The organism is Psychrobacter sp. CoH-33_TS_01, assembly GCF_058189395.1.
In genome coordinates, this window is the sequence record NZ_JBVGQI010000003.1 from 309,479 (window position 1) to 327,107 (window position 17,629).

At 44.9% G+C, this 17,629-nt stretch carries 16 protein-coding genes; 8 read left to right on the forward strand and 8 right to left on the reverse strand.

Translation table 11 applies throughout. The features are described from left to right. Positions 1 to 62 precede the first annotated feature (62 nt). Positions 63 to 629: a hypothetical protein gene (locus ACZ2XM_RS07365; RefSeq protein ID WP_490587751.1), complete on the forward strand. Its 567-nt coding sequence runs from the start codon at positions 63 to 65 to the stop codon at positions 627 to 629. 26 nt (positions 630 to 655) lie between these two features. Here the strand turns inward: ACZ2XM_RS07365 and ACZ2XM_RS07370 are convergent, their stop codons facing one another. Then, entirely contained in the window at positions 656 to 1,102 is a 447-nt protein-coding gene (locus ACZ2XM_RS07370) for a hypothetical protein (protein WP_490587752.1), read from the reverse strand. 95 nt (positions 1,103 to 1,197) lie between these two features. Between ACZ2XM_RS07370 and ACZ2XM_RS07375 the strand changes: the two genes are divergently transcribed. The 5 genes from ACZ2XM_RS07375 (at position 1,198) to ACZ2XM_RS07395 (ending at position 6,446) form a co-directional block, all read left to right on the forward strand. Beyond that, positions 1,198 to 1,782 (forward strand): hypothetical protein, encoded by a 585-nt coding sequence (locus tag ACZ2XM_RS07375; protein ID WP_490587753.1) that lies wholly within the window; start codon positions 1,198 to 1,200, stop codon positions 1,780 to 1,782. A 110-nt stretch (positions 1,783 to 1,892) separates the two neighbouring features. Further along, positions 1,893 to 4,748 (forward strand): phage tail tape measure protein, encoded by a 2,856-nt coding sequence (locus ACZ2XM_RS07380; RefSeq protein WP_490587754.1) that lies wholly within the window; start codon positions 1,893 to 1,895, stop codon positions 4,746 to 4,748. A gap of 283 nt (positions 4,749 to 5,031) precedes the next feature. After that, positions 5,032 to 5,514, forward strand: a complete 483-nt coding sequence (locus ACZ2XM_RS07385) for a hypothetical protein (RefSeq protein ID WP_490587755.1) — start codon at positions 5,032 to 5,034, stop codon at positions 5,512 to 5,514. Beyond that, positions 5,501 to 5,839, forward strand: a complete 339-nt coding sequence (locus tag ACZ2XM_RS07390; RefSeq protein ID WP_490587756.1) for a hypothetical protein — start codon at positions 5,501 to 5,503, stop codon at positions 5,837 to 5,839. Before ACZ2XM_RS07385 ends, ACZ2XM_RS07390 begins: the two co-directional genes overlap by 14 nt. A 112-nt stretch (positions 5,840 to 5,951) precedes the next feature. Continuing rightward, positions 5,952 to 6,446 (forward strand): glycoside hydrolase family 108 protein, encoded by a 495-nt coding sequence (locus ACZ2XM_RS07395; protein ID WP_490587757.1) that lies wholly within the window; start codon positions 5,952 to 5,954, stop codon positions 6,444 to 6,446. A gap of 67 nt (positions 6,447 to 6,513) precedes the next feature. Here the strand turns inward: ACZ2XM_RS07395 and ACZ2XM_RS07400 are convergent, their stop codons facing one another. The 7 genes from ACZ2XM_RS07400 to ACZ2XM_RS07430 form a co-directional block, all read right to left on the reverse strand. Continuing rightward, a complete protein-coding gene (locus ACZ2XM_RS07400; RefSeq protein WP_490587758.1) occupies positions 6,514 to 7,773 on the reverse strand; it encodes a tyrosine-type recombinase/integrase in 1,260 nt (419 codons plus the stop codon). A 295-nt stretch (positions 7,774 to 8,068) separates the two neighbouring features. Then, positions 8,069 to 8,371, reverse strand: coding sequence for a hypothetical protein (locus tag ACZ2XM_RS07405; RefSeq protein ID WP_490587759.1), 303 nt, complete (start codon positions 8,369 to 8,371; stop codon positions 8,069 to 8,071). 47 nt (positions 8,372 to 8,418) lie between these two features. Continuing rightward, positions 8,419 to 9,945 carry a cell envelope integrity protein CreD gene (creD, locus tag ACZ2XM_RS07410; protein ID WP_490587760.1) on the reverse strand — a complete coding sequence of 509 codons (1,527 nt, stop codon included), beginning with the start codon at positions 9,943 to 9,945 and terminating at the stop codon, positions 8,419 to 8,421. A gap of 247 nt (positions 9,946 to 10,192) precedes the next feature. Then, complete coding sequence (gene creC / locus ACZ2XM_RS07415) at positions 10,193 to 12,058, reverse strand: two-component system sensor histidine kinase CreC (protein WP_490587761.1); 1,866 nt, start codon at positions 12,056 to 12,058, stop codon at positions 10,193 to 10,195. Positions 12,059 to 12,075: 17 nt separating this feature from the next. After that, positions 12,076 to 12,840 (reverse strand): winged helix-turn-helix domain-containing protein, encoded by a 765-nt coding sequence (locus ACZ2XM_RS07420; protein WP_490587762.1) that lies wholly within the window; start codon positions 12,838 to 12,840, stop codon positions 12,076 to 12,078. A gap of 151 nt (positions 12,841 to 12,991) precedes the next feature. After that, a complete protein-coding gene (locus tag ACZ2XM_RS07425; RefSeq protein ID WP_490587763.1) occupies positions 12,992 to 13,786 on the reverse strand; it encodes a sulfite exporter TauE/SafE family protein in 795 nt (264 codons plus the stop codon). 159 nt (positions 13,787 to 13,945) lie between these two features. Continuing rightward, positions 13,946 to 15,316, reverse strand: a complete 1,371-nt coding sequence (locus ACZ2XM_RS07430) for a glycerophosphodiester phosphodiesterase family protein (protein WP_490587764.1) — start codon at positions 15,314 to 15,316, stop codon at positions 13,946 to 13,948. 291 nt (positions 15,317 to 15,607) lie between these two features. Between ACZ2XM_RS07430 and ACZ2XM_RS07435 the strand changes: the two genes are divergently transcribed. Continuing rightward, a complete protein-coding gene (locus tag ACZ2XM_RS07435) occupies positions 15,608 to 16,279 on the forward strand; it encodes an alpha/beta hydrolase (RefSeq protein WP_490587765.1) in 672 nt (223 codons plus the stop codon). Positions 16,280 to 16,755: 476 nt separating this feature from the next. Continuing rightward, positions 16,756 to 17,397, forward strand: a complete 642-nt coding sequence (locus ACZ2XM_RS07440; protein WP_490587766.1) for a hypothetical protein — start codon at positions 16,756 to 16,758, stop codon at positions 17,395 to 17,397. The last annotated feature ends 232 nt before the right edge of the window (positions 17,398 to 17,629 follow it).

Consider the following 17,629-nt stretch of genomic DNA (forward strand, 5'->3'; position numbering starts at 1 on the left):
GTGTTGCTGAATTGTTGCAAATGGGCTAAAGTTGGGGAAAAATAACTTACTGGTAAATTACAATGAATAAGCTTTTGATTGGCGTACTGTTTTTATCCCTAACAGCCTGTGGTGGCGGTTTTGATGATATGGATGCCGCTAGACCGGGTGGCGGTATAGGCAGTACGGTAACAAAGCCGAACAACCCCAATCCTAATGTAAAATCCCTTTGGGAGTACAGTCAGACAGGTTTATCAAAGTTTGCTAAATCACGGTCATTAAACACTATACCTACGGGTAACATGTACAACGAGGCTATGATGCTTGTGACCATTCAAAAAACCAGACTAAGTGACAAAGTTGTTGAGACGTTAAATATTACAGTCATGTTCTCTGGCACAGCCTGCGACACGCCTTGCAGTTTAAGATACAAAAAAAATGGCAGTCTAAGCGATGTTTATAAGGTTGTTGAAGTTGTAGACGGCAGGATTGAAGAAGATAGTTTTATGCCCAAAGAGGATATGCAAAAACTATTAAGAGCTATCAAAATGTCTCAGAAGGCATCTATAACATTGCCGCTAAATGGGGTTCCTGATGCTGAATTCTTTTTTGACTTCACTTATTACGATGAAAGAGCAATGGATTTGTAGTTTAAAACCCTTTGGCTGACTAGTTACTAGACAAAAGGGTCGTAAACTCCACCACAGCGCAGGCAAATCCAAGCTCTATCCCAATCCGCTTTGCGTTTTTCATGGGACTTACTTAAAAACTTATAGATAAAATAAGTTGCAGCTGAAAATGTAATCAAAATAAGAAATGCTAAGATTCTTGCCCAAATAGATGCATCTTCAGCCGCAGAAAAGGCTAATGTAAAAGACGGAAGAATGAATGTGATAGTAAGAACAAGAGCGACAATCTTAGGAATGCGACTTGGCGTTGGCGGCGCGGCGGCGGCGGCTAATGCACTTTGAGAGGATGAGGCTCTGTTACCACTACGACCGGAGAAAGTTCCTCGACTGCTAACACTGCTACCAGATGTTCTTGAATTGTAGTTTCTAGTGCCTTGCGCATAGACCATTGATAGTTTTTTAGTGCTCTTAGAATTACAGGTAGGACAGTCCATTGGTGTCTCCAATATTAGAATAGCAGGCGAAGATATTGCTCAAACCTAACCAATAAGTTAGAGTTAGGTAAATGTAATTTATTGAGCACTTTATCATGGATATTAAAAAAATAGTAATTATTGCGGCCTTAGTTTTGTTGGCGATTATTGGTTATAACTACTACAACAGCACTCAGTCTGAGAAAGCTAGAATTGCACGCATGGCTGAAACCGAGGCTTTGCGCGCTAGCATTCCACAGCCTATAGCAGCGCCAATCAAGAGCGTTAAATCAGAACCTGCCACACGAATTGTGTCAGATGACGAAATAGCAGCGGCCAATAATGAAATTATTAATGCCGCCAATAAAGAAAAGCGAGAGGCGTCAAGCAATAAATACGCAGCCGATAAAGAGGATGTCAAAGCTTCAAAGAAGCAGATTTGCGATTCTGTAAATTCTGTTTCAGAGAGTGCAATGAGGGCGCGGCTTAACGGTGTAACCATTCAAACCGCCTTAGCGACACTTGATTCAGCAAATAATGGCAGTGATGCAGCGATGAAAATCAATAGGATGTACACTGCGATAATCACTGATGCGTATCGCAAACCGAACTTTAGCACCGATAAGTACCAAGAAGAAGCGATCAGGGAGTTTGCGCTAGCCAATTATTTAGCCTGTATTGATGCTGTAGCTAGATGGTGATGTTCTCATCTTGAGAATGGCTTTTCTTAGCACTTGACTAATTAGCCCAACGAAAACCAACGCCCTCTTAATTGAGGGTTTTTTATTGCCCACAGTAAAGCGAGAGAGATATGGCAGATTTAGACTACATCATTAATTTTGCATCCAATACATTAGGTATTGATAGCGCCAACTCCGCCATTGGTAAGTTGGGCGTTGCGCTAGGTGCGCTAGGCGTGGGCGTTGCCGCTTATAAAATAGTCGGCTTTTTGTCTGATGCCACCAAGGGTGCGGCTGATTTTGAGCAGCAACTCACAACGGTGCAAGCGGTGTCTGGCGCAACGACTGAGCAGATGAGCCGCATCAAAGAGGCGTCTGTTGAGCTTGGAAAGTCAACACGCTATAACGCTACGGAAGCTGCAGCGGGGTTTGAAATATTAGCCCGTGCAGGTCTTAACGTTGAGAACTCGCTCAAGACTATGCCGTCAGTCTTGGCCCTGGCACAGGGTAACGCTTTAGAACTAGGCGAGGCAGCAGGCTTTGTAACTAAAACTGTGCAGGGCATGGGATTATCGTTTGATGACTCAGCTCGTGTTGCTGACGTACTCGCTAAAGCGTCTGCAAGTGCTAACACTGATGTTAGGGGCTTGGGTTCTGCCATGTCCTATGCTGCACCCACTGCGGCATCGCTAGGCATCAGCGTAGAGGAAACGGCTGCTTATATCGGTCAGTTTGCCAACGCAGGTATTGACGCTAGCCGAGCAGGTACATCGTTTAACGGAATGTTGTCACAGTTTGGCAATAGTGCATCATCGTTTAAGCGTGAGCTTGCAAACATTGGCATTACGACTAATGACTTTAATGAGGCAATCAGACAACTTGCAGCGTCAGGTGATAGGGGTCAAAAGGCAATCAATGCGCTAGGCTTGGAGGCAGGGCCAGCTCTAAAAGCACTACTGGCGCAAGGCATGGGTTCGCTTGATGACCTAACAGGCAAGCTAAATAATGCAGGGGGTGCAGCAGCAGAGCAAGCCGAAATCATGAACAGCACTTGGCAAGGTGCGTTTGCAAGCCTTGATAGTGTATGGCAGTCAGTCAAAGATACGCTAGGCGAGCCAATCCTAGAGCCGCTATCACAGGCTTTTAAAGACGTTGGTGGCGTCATTGGTGAGCTGATAGATTCAGGAAAAATAGAGCAGTTAGGCAAAAGCATAGGTGAGGTATTTACTGAGGCGACCGGCTATATTGTTGATTTTATCCGTAACATAGATATGGCAGCGGTCATTGATAAAGTTAGCGGCAGCTTAGAAACCTTAAGCGGTATCAGCATCGCAGCTAATGGCGCGTTTCAAGCGCTGAATATCGCTTTCCAGGGTTTAAAAAGCGGAGTGCTTGCAATCGGCGTTGCTGTGTCAATGGTCATCACCATTTTTGCTGAGCTATGGAAAATGATGATTGATGGCGGTAGCGCCATTGCTAAGTTTTTCGGCATATCTACAGGCGCTGCTGATAAGTTGTCAGCAGGTCTAGGTCGTGCAATGCAAGCCAGTGAAGATTTCCGCAACTATGCTACAGATGAGCTTGCTGAGGCATCTAAAAGCATGGGCGCATCAATGCGCTCAATCGCAGGTGAGAGCGAGAATACCGAGAAAACTGTCAGCGCAGCGGGCAGCGGAATGGCTGAAACATTCAAGGGTATAGTTAAGGCAGCAAAAGAGGGCGCAGAGGGAACAGAGGAGTCAACTGCTGAAATTCGTAAAAACGTATCTGAGATGATAGATGGTTTTGGTGCGCCCGAACAGTTTGCTGAGCTATTAGGACTAATTACTGAGACGGGGCAAGAAGCGACTGTTGGTTCTGCGTTGATAAATCGCTTGATTGCCGGCACAGGCGACTTAGGCGGCAAGGCGAAAGAGTCTGTTGAAAAAGCTAAAGTCTCTATTAAAGAAATGGGCACGGAAGCTGAGCAACAAGCCGAGAAAGTACGCACAGCAATCGAGAGTACTTTTTCAGCGCTCAATATTGATGTTCAGCAAAACCTTAATGGCGTTAATACCAAGACACAGCAGACGTTTGACCTGATTGCCAACGGTGCTAAGTCGGTATCAGAAAGCACGTACAGCGCTACTGAGAAAGCCAGGCTGCTATCAGCGCTATTTGCCGAGGGTTTGAATGCTGCTAAGACCAAAGAAGAGTTCATTGCGCTAAATGAGGTCACAAAGCATTATGGCTTGTCATCAGTCATCACAGCCGAGCAGCACAAAAAGCTGCAAGAGGGTATGAAAGGCGGTGAGCAAGCAGCTAAAGCCGCTGCTGAGGCACTGGACAAGCATACAATAGCGCTAGATGATAACACTAGCAAAGCCAGTGTAAACACCGGCGCCGTCAGAGAAAACACCACTGCTAGAGAGCAGCAATCAACGTCAATTTGGAACGCTAAGTTTGCAAATGACGCTAACACCAAGAGCGAAAGCGCAAGCCTTGCAATGATGCAGCGAGCAACAGCAGGTATTAGAGATAAGATTGCCGCTTTAAATCAACTAAATGGCACGTCAGAAACCGCTGACGAATCATACAAAAAGCTCATGAAAAGCATGGGGTTTGTTGATGGTTACAAGTGGTCGAGCATGGAGGCTTATGCTCGTGACATGGAGCGTGTTACTGCCGCCGTTGATAGGCAGGCTGAGAGCTTTTCTGCCAAAAATATGAAGCATAGACGAAGTGATAGCAGTAGCTCTACCAGTACAAGTACGGCAGGCAGTGCTACGCCTGAGCAAATACAAGATAACCGTGACGCGGTAGCTGCCGACTTAGCCCGTAAGAAAAGCGAGGCAAACACTGCCACAAGCGCACCGGTCAAAACTATCAATGTCAACTTGCAATCTAGTAGCGGCACGGTCAATGCAACAATCCCCGAGTCTCAAGAGGCAATGTTTGAGGCGTTTTTAAAACAACTCAGTGAGTCACGATCAGTAGCAGGTTATTAATTACAGCCACCTTCGGGTGGTTTTTTTACGCATAAAGCAAAACCCCCAAGGGCAGCAACCTTTGGGGGTTTTTGTATTTACACCTTACACGACTAAGGAATAAATCATATGGAAGATTTTAGCAAAATTATTGGCTTTTGTCTAAAGGAGCTAAACGATATGAAGGCATGGCGATTTATAGCGATATTACTGACGATCATTATCTGTTGTTATATATGGAAAGCGTTTTAACCACAACCACCCTAGCGGTGGTTTTTTTGTACCAAAAATTTAAGGAGAGACAATGCTACAAATCAAAATAGCGCGGCTATGGTGGGCTTGTCTCATTGCTATAGCCGCATCATACCCTCTTTCGGTGAAGGCGGCGGACGGCTTGGGGCTTAGCCAGCTATCCCCGCCATTTGTCGTTGCCTGGCTTGGCATATGGGTGTTTGCGATTGCAGGTGGCTTTTGTGCTAGTTTTATCTACGTTACTGATGTGGATAGCAAGCTCAAGAACCCAGCTATCGCAAAGGTGGTTATTGGCACATTTTGGGGTATGGCCCTATGTCTAGCACTTGATGCTTTGACATCAACACCAATGGGAGCTTTGCCATTATTCGCGCTATTTGCATCATGCTTTAGCGCGCCACTGTGCGCGGGGCTGATGGTTTACATCAGTGACCAAAAGCGGCAAAACGAAGTTTATGACCTAACCAAAGACACGGCAACGATGCGCGTGTTTGGGCGTAAAACTAAGAGAGGTGAAGAAGATGCAGCCGATTGATTATGATTTATTGGTGAGCTTTATCAGCTTACTTGCAGGGCTTTACGTTTTTGTGTTCAAGCTCAATGCGCTCAACCGCAAGGTCTACACGCCATTTCTACCAACAATGGTGGTGGCAAGCGGCATATTGTACTGGTGCGAGTTAATGCTGGTGTCGTTTGCAGCTGTTTATCATCACCCCGAATGGCTCTATCAAATGGAGTGGACCGGTACATGGGGCTACACGGTAGGGCGATTGCTCAACGCTATCTGCTGGTCAATTACGCTATTTTGCATTGTTAGTTATGCGCCCAAGTGTCGTAACGATAGAAAGTTTAGATTGTGATGTGATCAAGAACGGCTTTTATAGCTGATTTTTAGCAGCCAAGTCCTGATTTTATTGGGCCTGATAGAGAGATCAATACCGCCTTAATTGGCGGTTTTTTTTGGGGAAGAATATGAGTAAATTTAAAGAATTGTTTGATAGATTAATGGCGCATGAGGGCGGTTACGTTAACAACCCAAAGGACCCTGGCGGCGAGACGATGTGGGGCGTGACTAAACGTGTTGCGCGTGAATATGGCTATACTGGTCCAATGCGTCAATTGCCTAAAGCCACGGCGCAAGCCATTGCTGACAAACTGTACTGGCAAGCGGTGCAAGGTGATAAGCTCGATAAAATGATCGCATGGCAATTGGTCGACGCAGCTTACAATCACGGCAACCGCCAAGCTGTTAAGTTTTTACAAAAAGCGGTGGGCGTTGCGGCTGACGGCATCATCGGACCCAAGACACTTGCAGCAGTTGCGAGTAAAGATAAAAATGACGTTGTGTTTTTATTTTTAGCTGAGCGCCTACAGTTTTTTACCGACCTTAAAACGTGGCCCACATTTGGACGTGGCTGGGCAAGGCGTGTAGTCGGTAACTTACGATGGGCAGCTCAAGATAATTAGCCGCATCTAGCCGCATCTAGCTACCTTTAGCCGCTATTAATTTGGCGGTTTTTTGAGTGACAAGTAATTATGGCGATTTCGCCACTTTTAAACTATCAAGATAATCCGCCCAAGCGTTCATCATCTCGGTGCGCTCATCTAAAAACTTAACACGGCTATACGCCTCGCCATTGTTATCTCTGAGCTTATGCCCAGCTTGTAAGTCGGGCAGATGCTTAGGGTAGGATAGCTGCTCTTGTATCATTGTTATAGCAGATGCTCTAAAGCCGTGGGGCGTGTGAATGTCTTTATAGCCTAGTCGCCATAAAAACTTATTAAGCTGCTGCTGATGCTCATACTTTGACGCTCGCCTTTTGTTGTAAAACACAAACGGAGTATCGCCCGTCTCATTATGCAGACGCTCTAAAATCGCCATAGCTTGCTCTGGTAGCGGTACAACAAGACTGCTAACCATATCGCCCCTGTTGCCCGTCTTAGAAGGCTTAAACGTCCAAGTCTTAGCTGTAAAGCTAATGTCCGCCCATCTCATTGAGCACATATCTTGATTGCGCTGAAACAACATAGCTTGCAGCTTGATAATATCTTGAGCATGGCCGTAAAAATCGGTCACAGCATAAATATCTTGCAGTAGTTCACCGAAGCGCTCAGGCTCAACTATAGATACATGATGCTCAGTCTTAGGCTTTGATAGCATTAAATCGACTACGGCTATAGCAGGGTTTGACTCTATATAGCCCTCACCGATAGCGAGTGCAAATATCTTTTGACAAACACCTCTCACACGTTTGGCGGTCGGGATAGTGTCACTCTCAATCTCTTTGATAGCTTTTAATACGTGGGGCGTTTTGATCGCATCAATTGACAGCTTGCCAAGTCTGACGTTTGCATACTCTACGTGTTTGCGCTTTTGCTCTATTGTGCGATGCTCAAATAATCCTGATGCCTTTTGCTCATCAAGCCATTTTGCAGCCAGTTCCTCGAAAGTTGGCACTGATGCCGCCATCTGCTCATCTTCTGTATCAGCCTGCATGGGGTCAATGCCACGACTTAATAACTCAAGATTAGCACGATATTTGTCTTTTGCTTGCTCAAGCGTGAAGTAGGGATATGTGCCCAAAGTGAAGTATGGGCGCTTTAATGTCACGGGGCTTGTAAAGCGATGACGAAATATAGTAGTCTTTGAGGTCTTATTTTTCCGAATGCGAATATCCAAGCCTTCGTGACCTTGGATGATGTATGCAACATCGCCATCCTCATGTTCTTTGATAGCCTGCTTGATTTGCGAGTCGGTCTTTATGCCTTCCGCTTTGAATTTTTTGATAGACATTAGGTAGCCAATTAGGTAGCCAATAGGTCTGCCAAAGTTTGCAATAGATTGCAGCACTATGCAATAGGAAAAACCGTAATTCCCTTATATTTCATAAGTTGCAAGCCGATGCAATCCGTATCAAGCAATAACAAATAAACATACTGGTGAAGTCGCTTTTTTTTGCCTAAAATTTGATTAAGCTAGAACTAAAACATGAATACCAGATACCAGATACCAAAAAGCGAACAGGCTACTGACTTGTTCGCTTTTTTTATGGGTGTCTATTTTAGTAAACTATTTTTAGTGTAGCTTGTTAGGGTCTTAATAACTGATGCTCTACCGCCACGCAGCATTGACCTTTAAAGACTAATAGCAAGTGTAGAGGGGGTATAGCGAGCCAATGAGCAAAGCTGATACTCCTTATATTACGCTGCTCTAGATAGGTCAGACAATCTTGCCGATTACTGCCGATGGCTAAAGGAGAGAAGGCAGACATGTCAGAGTTATTGGATATTAAAGTAGCAGCCGGTAGCGATAGTAGAAAGTTCTCTGCTAGCGCCAGCATACTACCCACGTGAGATTGCGGATTAGAAATATTCTCGATAGTCGGTTTCATAAAATATCCTTGATTTATGACAAAGGTTTAAGAAGTTGCTATAAGCGTTAGGCGACGCGATACCAATCAATCTTGCGGGTGAGCATCATGACGCTGGCAATTAAGACAAAGCAGAAGATGGCGCCGAGGAGTAGGTTTAAATCCTCTACGGTTAATAGCCCATAGAAGCCAGCGTATAGACCGCCTAAAATTGCAGTGAATATTGCAGCTCTTTTGACACTATTGAGCACGTAATAGGTATACCAGCCAATCAATCCGACACAAGCGGTCGCTGCGATAGCGTAGGCTTGCCAAAAAACGAACTGCTCGGCTAAAGGCAGGAGTAACACATAAAACACCAATAAGGCTGAGCCAACGAGTAAATATTGGATAGGGTGAATGCGAAGTGATTTAATAATTTCGAAGAGGAAGAAAGTACCAAAAGAGACTACGATTAATAGCAGCGCGTATTTCATCGCTCGTTCGGTCTGCAAATAAATATCATTGGGCTCGGCGAAGCTCACGCCAAAGCCATTCATCTGGATGTTTTGTATGGATTGAGAGTTTGCCGCGTCGTTCGCTGCTATCACTGCGACTTCTGCTTGGTGCATTGCATCGATACTATCGTCCATACCAGCAGGATAGAGATTGGACTGAATGTCGCAGGTAGATCTTGGGTTGGTCAGGCATTGAGTTAGCATTTGATTATTGGCGACGGTGAGGTATTGGTTTTCCCACGTAGCTTGAAAACCTTGATTATCGAAAGTTTTGTCAGCAGGCAGAGCTTGCCCAATAAAGTTAGGGGCGTGCCAGTCGCTATCCATAGTCATAGTGAACTGCTGGCCTAATGGGATGGTTCGTACTGCACTTAGTCCCATAAGGGGCAAGTCTACGGTGACCTGTAGCGTCTTCTGCTGAATTAAATCTGCGGGCAGCACGACTTCTACATAGCTTAGGCCGGCCATTTTTGGTGTGACGGGATAGTTGGCGGTCATTGCTTTGCCATTGACACGAACAATAGGCAGTTGCGAGACGCCACGCAAGTCAGAGACTGGGATGATTAAGCGCGCGGCTGACCAATCGTAACTGATGCTGTCCCCTTGTTTAATATAAGCGCTAAGGTTAACGTTTTCAGGACTAGGGACGGCTGGTTTGGTTGTCGGTGTCGTAGCGGCTATCGTTAGAGGAGGATTGGCCGGAACCGTAAGCAAGCTAAGTTGATACTGCTGCTTGAAAGTGAGGTCGCCTTGATAGCTGGTCGCATGATAGATACCACGTTGATAAGTATCGGTACTCACAGCTAGCGATTGCTGCGCTTGAGTCGTGTTGGCAAGTTGGGGCGTGGTTAATTCGAAAGCAGGCCGGCAATTGCGTTCCTTTTCGGCATCACAGTTCGGCGTGATAATCGTCGGTACCGCGATAAACGGGGTAATGACCTCTTGCGGGTTAACGTGTTGGCTACTGATCTCGTTGACGACCGTATCCGAGTATTGCTGGCGCTCATAGACTAAGGACTGCATTAGGTTTAGGCCAATGGCAAAGATGAGACAGAGACCGCCAATGATGGACATTTTTATGACTAGGGCTTTTTGCATGAGGCATCCTCGTTATCGTTAATAAATCTAGCAGGATCAGTCGTCTATAGAGCCAAACTGATGGTTTGCTTAGGATCTAATTTACGGTAACGATAAGAAAAGATGATGCGCTACAGATGGAAAAAATATGGAATTGAGGCTAGCGTAAAGTGGTAGTAGAAAGGGGGTTAAAACCCGACAGGTTGGAACCCAAAGCAGAAGGTAGTAATAATTGGTAATAGCTTAATAATTAGCGTGTGCTGTTTCGTTAATCATGAGGGATAGGAGCAGCTAACGGTAGTTCTATAGTGACCAATACCCCATTAGTAGGCTGATTAATTAAGGTAGCGTTTGCCGTCTCTATATCTGTGGTTAATGGCCGCATGATGTCTTTAGAGATATTGCGAATGCTAACCTGACCGCCATGATGCTCAATGACTTGTTTGACCAAGGTTAGACCTAAGCCAGTGCCTTTCTTCGCTTGCATTCGTGGTTGTGCTGGGTCGCTCGCAAATATCGCTTGATGCGATAGGCTAAAGTAACGGTCGAATACTTTGGCTAAGGCGTATTCAGGAATAGGAGCGCCATCATTAAAGATATCAATCTGTAAGCTATTAGCATGAGGGCGCAAATTAATAATCACCTGCGATTGTGCAAAGTAGATGGCATTATCGAGTACATTTTGCAGCGCTTGACTGAGCCAAAACTTATCGGCGAATAGCGTGAGACTTTGATCCAAAGCGGCATTCTGAGCTAGCGTAGTGCTATCAATGGGCTGCTCATTAATCCATAGCGGGATTTCAGACAGTTGCCGCTGCTGCAACTTTGCTTGCGCTAGCGTCAGTAAGGACTGCAATAGCTCAGGGAGGTCTAAAAGCTCTTTTTGTAGTTTAAAGGTGGGCTGCTCGACAGTGGCTAATAGCAGTAACCGATCTATTAATGATTGCAGCTTGATACTTTGCTCAGTGATGGTTTGGCTGAGCATCAAGCGATCTTCTTCTTCTAAATCCGAGTCTTCTAAGAGCTCTCCGCTAGCACGAATGGCAGTCAGGGGGCTTTTTAGCTCATGGGTAAGTGTATGCACATAATCGGTGACATAAGCGCGATTCTCCAAGCGGTCTTTCATACCTTCGATAGTATCGGATAGCTCATTTAACTCACGACCTAGGTAGAAGTAGGGCTTGTCAGTCTGTTTGGCTAGTGAGCGGGTATAGCGAGCCACCAGTGCCATACTTTGCTTGAGCCACCAAGCGACCAAGCCCGCCATGATGAGGGCGAGGGCACTGATGACCAGGAGGGCGGTCAGCATACGACTGCGTGTGGCCTCCAAGTAAGGCACGATAGTCGCGACAGGCTTGCCCACACTGACAACCCCAAGTATGGTGCCATCAGCGCTTTCGATAGGTTGGGCGACATACATCACTGATGACGTACTATCACCAGGGCGCTGTGCCGTACTGCGCGCGCCATAGCCTCCGCGCAGGGTTAGATAGACATCATTCCAACGGCTATAGTCTTGTCCCTCAGCATTGTCCGCCCCTTGACGAGAGTCATAAATGACCATGCCTTGTGGATCAGTGATATACACGCGAAAGCTACTGTGGGTCTTGAGATGATACCAAGGCGTTGGCGTATTAGCAGAGCGCTGCTGGTTCGGGTTCAATTTGAGAGTATTAGCTTTGCTGGGTTTACGGCCAATGAAAGCTTGATCCAAAGTTGTCTGATAGTCGTCGTTATATAATAGACCAGTTTGCATAGGCGGTCTTAGGCTGACGGCCAATAGTTTGCTGGTATCCACGAGGGTATCTTCGATGACCTGTTGGGTCGTGGGTTTGACGTACTCAAAGAGTTGGGTAAAAGCGACGACGCTGGAGAGAATAATAATCACGGCTACCGCTAGCCAAATGCGGAAGAAAATACTTAAATTTAGCGGTTGAGTCGCTATAGACTTCGCATCACTATTAGCGCTACTCATTGTCTCTGCGGGTGCGCCAATAGGATGTAGTTTGGCATACCAGTTATGGGCTGCTGAGGCAAGACTTTGCTCATCAGCTTGCTGAGCAGCGTCCGGTTGCTCGACATTATTAGCCTTCGAAGTACGGTCAGAGTTAGGAGGTGGAGTAGGCGTAGTCATAAAAGTGTTATAACCGCTTATGCCGGACTTAAGCTATAGCCTAAGCCGCGGTGGGTATGGATAACCTCGGTATCGCTATCGACTTTAGCTAATTGCTTACGGATAGACTTGATATGGCTGTCAATGGTGCGGGCGAGACGGTGGTCAGGATAGTCGCTAATGGCCTCTAACAATTGCTCACGGCTAAAGACTTGCTTGGGGCCGGCTAACAGTGCCATCAGTAGCTTGCGCTCGGTGTTGCTTAGATCGAGCTTTTGGTCATGCCAGTGCAGGCTATAATCGAGCGGCTGATAAACCCAATTGCCATAAGGCGAGGGTATGTGCTGCGGCTCAGTCGAGCTATTAGCCGAAGTAGGCTCGCTTTGTGCTTGCGTAATCAATTGCTCACGACGCCAAATGGCCTTTAGACGGGCGACTAACTCACGCGGGCTAAAGGGCTTGGCACAGTAATCATCCGCGCCCATCTCTAATCCTAAGATACGATCGACTTCATCACTGCGCGCAGTCAAAAATAAAATGGGCAAATCAGTCTGCGCCCCAATAGTATCGGCATGACGAATATGCTGGCATAAGCTCAGACCATCCCCATCGGGTAATCCCACATCTAATATGATGGCAGTGAGTGGCGTATCTGAGGCCTGCAGATCTTGTAAAGTCGGCAGTACTGCACTGGCATTGTCTAACCAAGTCAGCTGCCAGCCCTCACGCTTAAAAGTCACCTTTAACGAGGTAGCGATAGCAGGGTCATCTTCGACTAATAAAATATGCGGACAAGTACTCATGGGGCGGCGCTCTGTCATAGGGTGCGATTATCGTAGCATAGTTTGCCCAGCGTACGGTTCGCCGTGCCGCTATATACGATGAATAATCTATGAAAAATTGATGTGTAGTCAGTGGTTAGCTAGCAGTCGCTGCTTAGCTAGCGTTTTAGAATCAGTGAATAAGAGGGGTGGGCAATAGTATTTGCCAGTTGTTATAAATCATTACTAAGCCGCTTATTACCATAAGAATAACTAGCGCGATACGAAATTGTTGGACGCTCATATTGCTCAAAAAACGCTTGCCGATGATATTGCCTAAGGCCGCTCCTAAGCCTAATATCAAACCGAATAACCAAAGCTTGCCAGTCAATACACCAAAAAAAGTATAACTGCCTATTTGCGCAAAGCCTACGATAAAGGAATTCGCTGTTTTGGTAGCAATCAAGTCCTCTTTTTGCAGGCCGGCATTGATGTAAAAGGGGTTCATAATGGGCCCTAGACCTCCAGCCAAGGTACTAATAAATGCCACGAGGAAGCCTAAAGGAATAAAACCAACCTTAGGCATAACAAAAGCTTTAGCGACTTTGCCGAATCTGTACTGCAGTATAGTAGAGACTAAAAATACGCCTACCACCAGCTGAATCCAGTGAGCGTCTAATTTGCTAAATAGTAGCCCCGCTAGCCAAGCCCCAAGTAAAGCACTGGGGGCATAATAGCGCACCAATTGCCAGTTAATATCGCGCCAAAAAAGATAGAGGCGGACAGGCTGGCTGACAAAATTACCTAAGTTGATGACTGGTGGCGCAGCAGCAGGTCCAAGCAACCAAGAGACTATAGGAATCAGCATGAGCGCACCGCCACCACCTGAAACCGTAGAGATAATAAAGGCTATAGCTCCCGCGATGAATAACCAACCGTATAGCCCTAGCGAGGTATCTACCGATAACTGACTTAATACCTCCAACATGCTCAATCCTTAGCAAGGGCAAGTTACTGTTATAATTAACGCCTTCAGAACTATGTAATTAATGCCTTTAAAACTATCAGTATTTCATAAAAAAAACCAACTTAATATTAAGTTGGTTTGTGACTTATTGCTGCGATGACCATGCTATTGATTTAAGTTTTATAAGCCTTTGCAATTGGCATAATAGCTAACGGTCGCTGGCCAGTCCGAGAAGATAGCTTTTACCCCGACATCTTTAGCTAAGACATCGATGTAAGTCATGAGATCACCATCGTTATTAATAGCATCTTCTAAGCCAGAATAGTACCAACCGCCGCCAGTAGCTAGCGGACCTGAACGCTCAAGTGACCAAGTGATAATCTCTAGACCATTAGCCTTAGCTTGCTTCGCATATTCGGAAGGCATGAGATTGCCATTACCATCGCTAGTGACCAGTAGCCAAGCGGCGGGTGCAATGATGTTAATGCCTCGAGCTTTGATATCCGCCATACTGTGCAGCCAAGTGCTAGAGTCATTTTTATCAAAGGTCTTGCCCGCTGCGGTCTCATTGCTATCGTCGATGAGATAGACGGCATTGGCACCAAAATCAGGGTCATTTTTTAGCCAGTACTCAATATCTGCAATATTAAAAGACTGTGGATAGACATCACTGGCGGCGACCCCTGCGGCTTTATAGGTATCGATGAGCTGTTGACGATAGTTGTCTAAGCTATAGCCATTAAATGGCATGGCTACGACGGGTTCTTTAAGTTCTGGCGTGTGCTTCATACCGAGACTTTTGGCCAGTTCGATATGTTCCTTTAACGTCATTACTTGACCATTTTGGGCATATAAATCGGTGCGCCATGGTGCAGTGGCGTTCATATAGTCTGTAATAGTAGAGGCGCTAGTATTAGCCGCATCCATTTTACCTTTTAGACTTTTGAATTCGGCAGCAGTAATATCCGAGGTACGACATTCGATATTGGCAGCGTTGCTGAGATTACCATTTGCGTCTATAGCAGGTGGCACTGTACAGCTACTTGCTAGCGGTGTAGCGACGATATTGGTCGTGGTATGCAGATCGTTTTGTGCATGGCGGCAGACCAGCTCACCGTCTTTAGTAAAGGCGACATCACACTCTAAGACACCGGCGCCCATGCGAGCAGCAGCCTTATAGCTGTCATACGTATGCTCTGGAAACTGTAGGGGAGCACCACGATGGGAAATAGAGAAGTCTGTCTTCTTGGGAGTTTGTGAAGTACAGGCAAGCAGTTCTTCTTTTAAGGGGCTTGTATCCATATCATCAACTAAATAAAAGGGCCGTACCCCATAGCTGTAGGCTACTGATTGGCCAACATCAGGGTTGGAGGGCTGCGTGGGGGTCGTGGGCGTAGAAGGTACTACCGGAGCACTGTCATTATCCTCATCACAGCCCATTATCAGTAGAGTACTGGCTGATAAGAGGGGCACGATAGTGGCGAATTTGATGGCTTTTTTGAGAGTCATCCTTGATGTCAGGGTTTGCCCTGAATTCATTAATATTGTCATGTAAACTGTCCTCTAAAATAAATAGCTAAGATGAATGGCTATAGGCAAAAACTAGCGAAAAAATAGATAAGGCATCAAGAAGTTAGGGGTGTAAAGTAGGTTGGTTGTTGCAAATGAGCTCAGCGCCCTAATAATATTAAACAAGCTAATGACCCTAGCTATAAGCTAGCAAGAACAGTTGAAGTATTGATGACAGCGGTATGACAGTTTCGCTGTCTTGTCTGATAAGCTATCTTGTCTAAGATATATACCCTGGCTAGACCTAATAAAACGACCTAAAAAGGATAGAAAATGAGCGACTATTTAGACTGCGTAATCGTAGAACATAACCCTGCCAATAAAGACATCAACAATGCTGTAATTTGGCTACATGGCTTGGGCGCGAGCGGTCATGACTTTGAACCCGTTGTACCAGAGCTAGGCCTGCGTTCGGATTTGGCTGTGCGCTTCTTATTTCCGCATGCGCCGCAGATTCCGGTAACTATCAACGGTGGCATGGTGATGCCGGCGTGGTATGACATCCTTGAGATGAGCATTGATCGCAAAGTTGATGTGGTACAGATTAAGAAGTCTGCGCAAAATATCAATGATTTGATTGAGCGTGAGATTGCTCGTGGCGTGCCTGCGGAAAATATCGTTATTGCTGGTTTCTCACAGGGTGGGGCAGTGGCTTATCATACGGCGCTGAGCTATTCGCAAAAGCTGGCAGGTTTACTGACACTATCGACGTATTTGGCTACTAATGACCATATCGAATTTAGCTATGCTAATAAGAATATTCCTATCTTAATCAATCATGGTACGCAAGACCCTGTTGTCCCTGAAATTTTGGGTCAGCAAGCGACTAAGACCTTACAAGCCCGCGGTTATGATGTGAAATATGTCACTTATCCGATGGCTCATCAAGTCTGTGGTCCACAGATTCGTGCTATTGGTGAGTGGTTTAATGAAGTATTGAGCTAGACTACGGCTTATTTAAGTGTAAATAAAAATTCATAGGTAGTATAAAAGTCCAATCCTGTTATGGGGTTGGGCTTTTTTAATTGTCATAAGAATCTAGTCAGTGTATTTCAAACCAATCTATTAATATCAAATATTATAATAAATATGTTAATTTAGTCTAAATAATAACTATAAATTAATAATAACCATTCAAAAGATACTCCTATGAGACTAAATGTACTCCGCTATCTATTCAAACCATTACTGCCACTAATAATATACCTACCTATGTCTGCTTTTATGGTTGGGTGGTGTTTTGGCACAATGTGGTGCGTAAGTAGACATAAAGTGTGAAAATGTTTTATCCAAAAATAAGAACTCATGTTGACTAAAAATTTATTCTAAATAAATAGCTCAAAAGGGTAAGCGTTACACATGACTAAACGTTCGAAAAAATCCAATCACTACTACACTCATTGAACCCACCAAGGAATACCATGCTTGCAATTGCCGTGCTTATCGGTTTAGTCCTTTGGCTATTAATTACTCTTATCGCCACCCTTGTCGGGGCAAAGATGGGTAAAGGATTATATAAAGACAACCCTAAAGCTAGGCTATACGGGGCATTAACAGGGTTTATGCTTACCATGGGTGCACCAATATCTTATTGGGTAATCGAATATGTTTATATTCAAGCCAATGTCAGTCAGTTATGCGAAAGTGAAGGCGGTATTACGGTGTATGTGACGCCAGAGGAATGGCGTGAACAGATTGGCGAGGAGGAGTGGAGAAAGCTACAACCTTTTACTGATATTGAAATAGATAATAGCTCACCTAAATTTAAAGACATCCTTCTAGACGAAAAAGTTTATAAATATACTAAAGGGATATATCGGTCAGGCAATTTAGAAAACTCTAAGCTCGCAACATATCGTTTTTATAGCAGATTAAACAATCATATCAATAATCACTCTTATATTATTGCAACAAAAGAAACAGGTATTGTAATTTTAAAGAATATAGATTTTAGTGTTATAAAAAATACTCAAAGTTTCAAATATTGGATGTCAAATATCAAAGATTGTTCAGACAAAAATAGTACAAAATTTCATACCCTAGCCATGCAGTACTCTAATTAATTTATAAATAGGAACGCTAACCATGAATAATAATAGACTTTTATCAGATTACGTTTATCTAGCTCTAAACTAAAAAGGTAGTAGTAGAGCATTATAAATATTTTATGCCTAGATAAGGTGCGATAACCACTGCGATAATCGTAAACTTACTAGAAGTAAGTTGTCCCTAGGTACCCTCCTTATTTTTAAGCCTCAAGCAATATAAGGCTTTTTTTATGGATAGGGTAAGTAG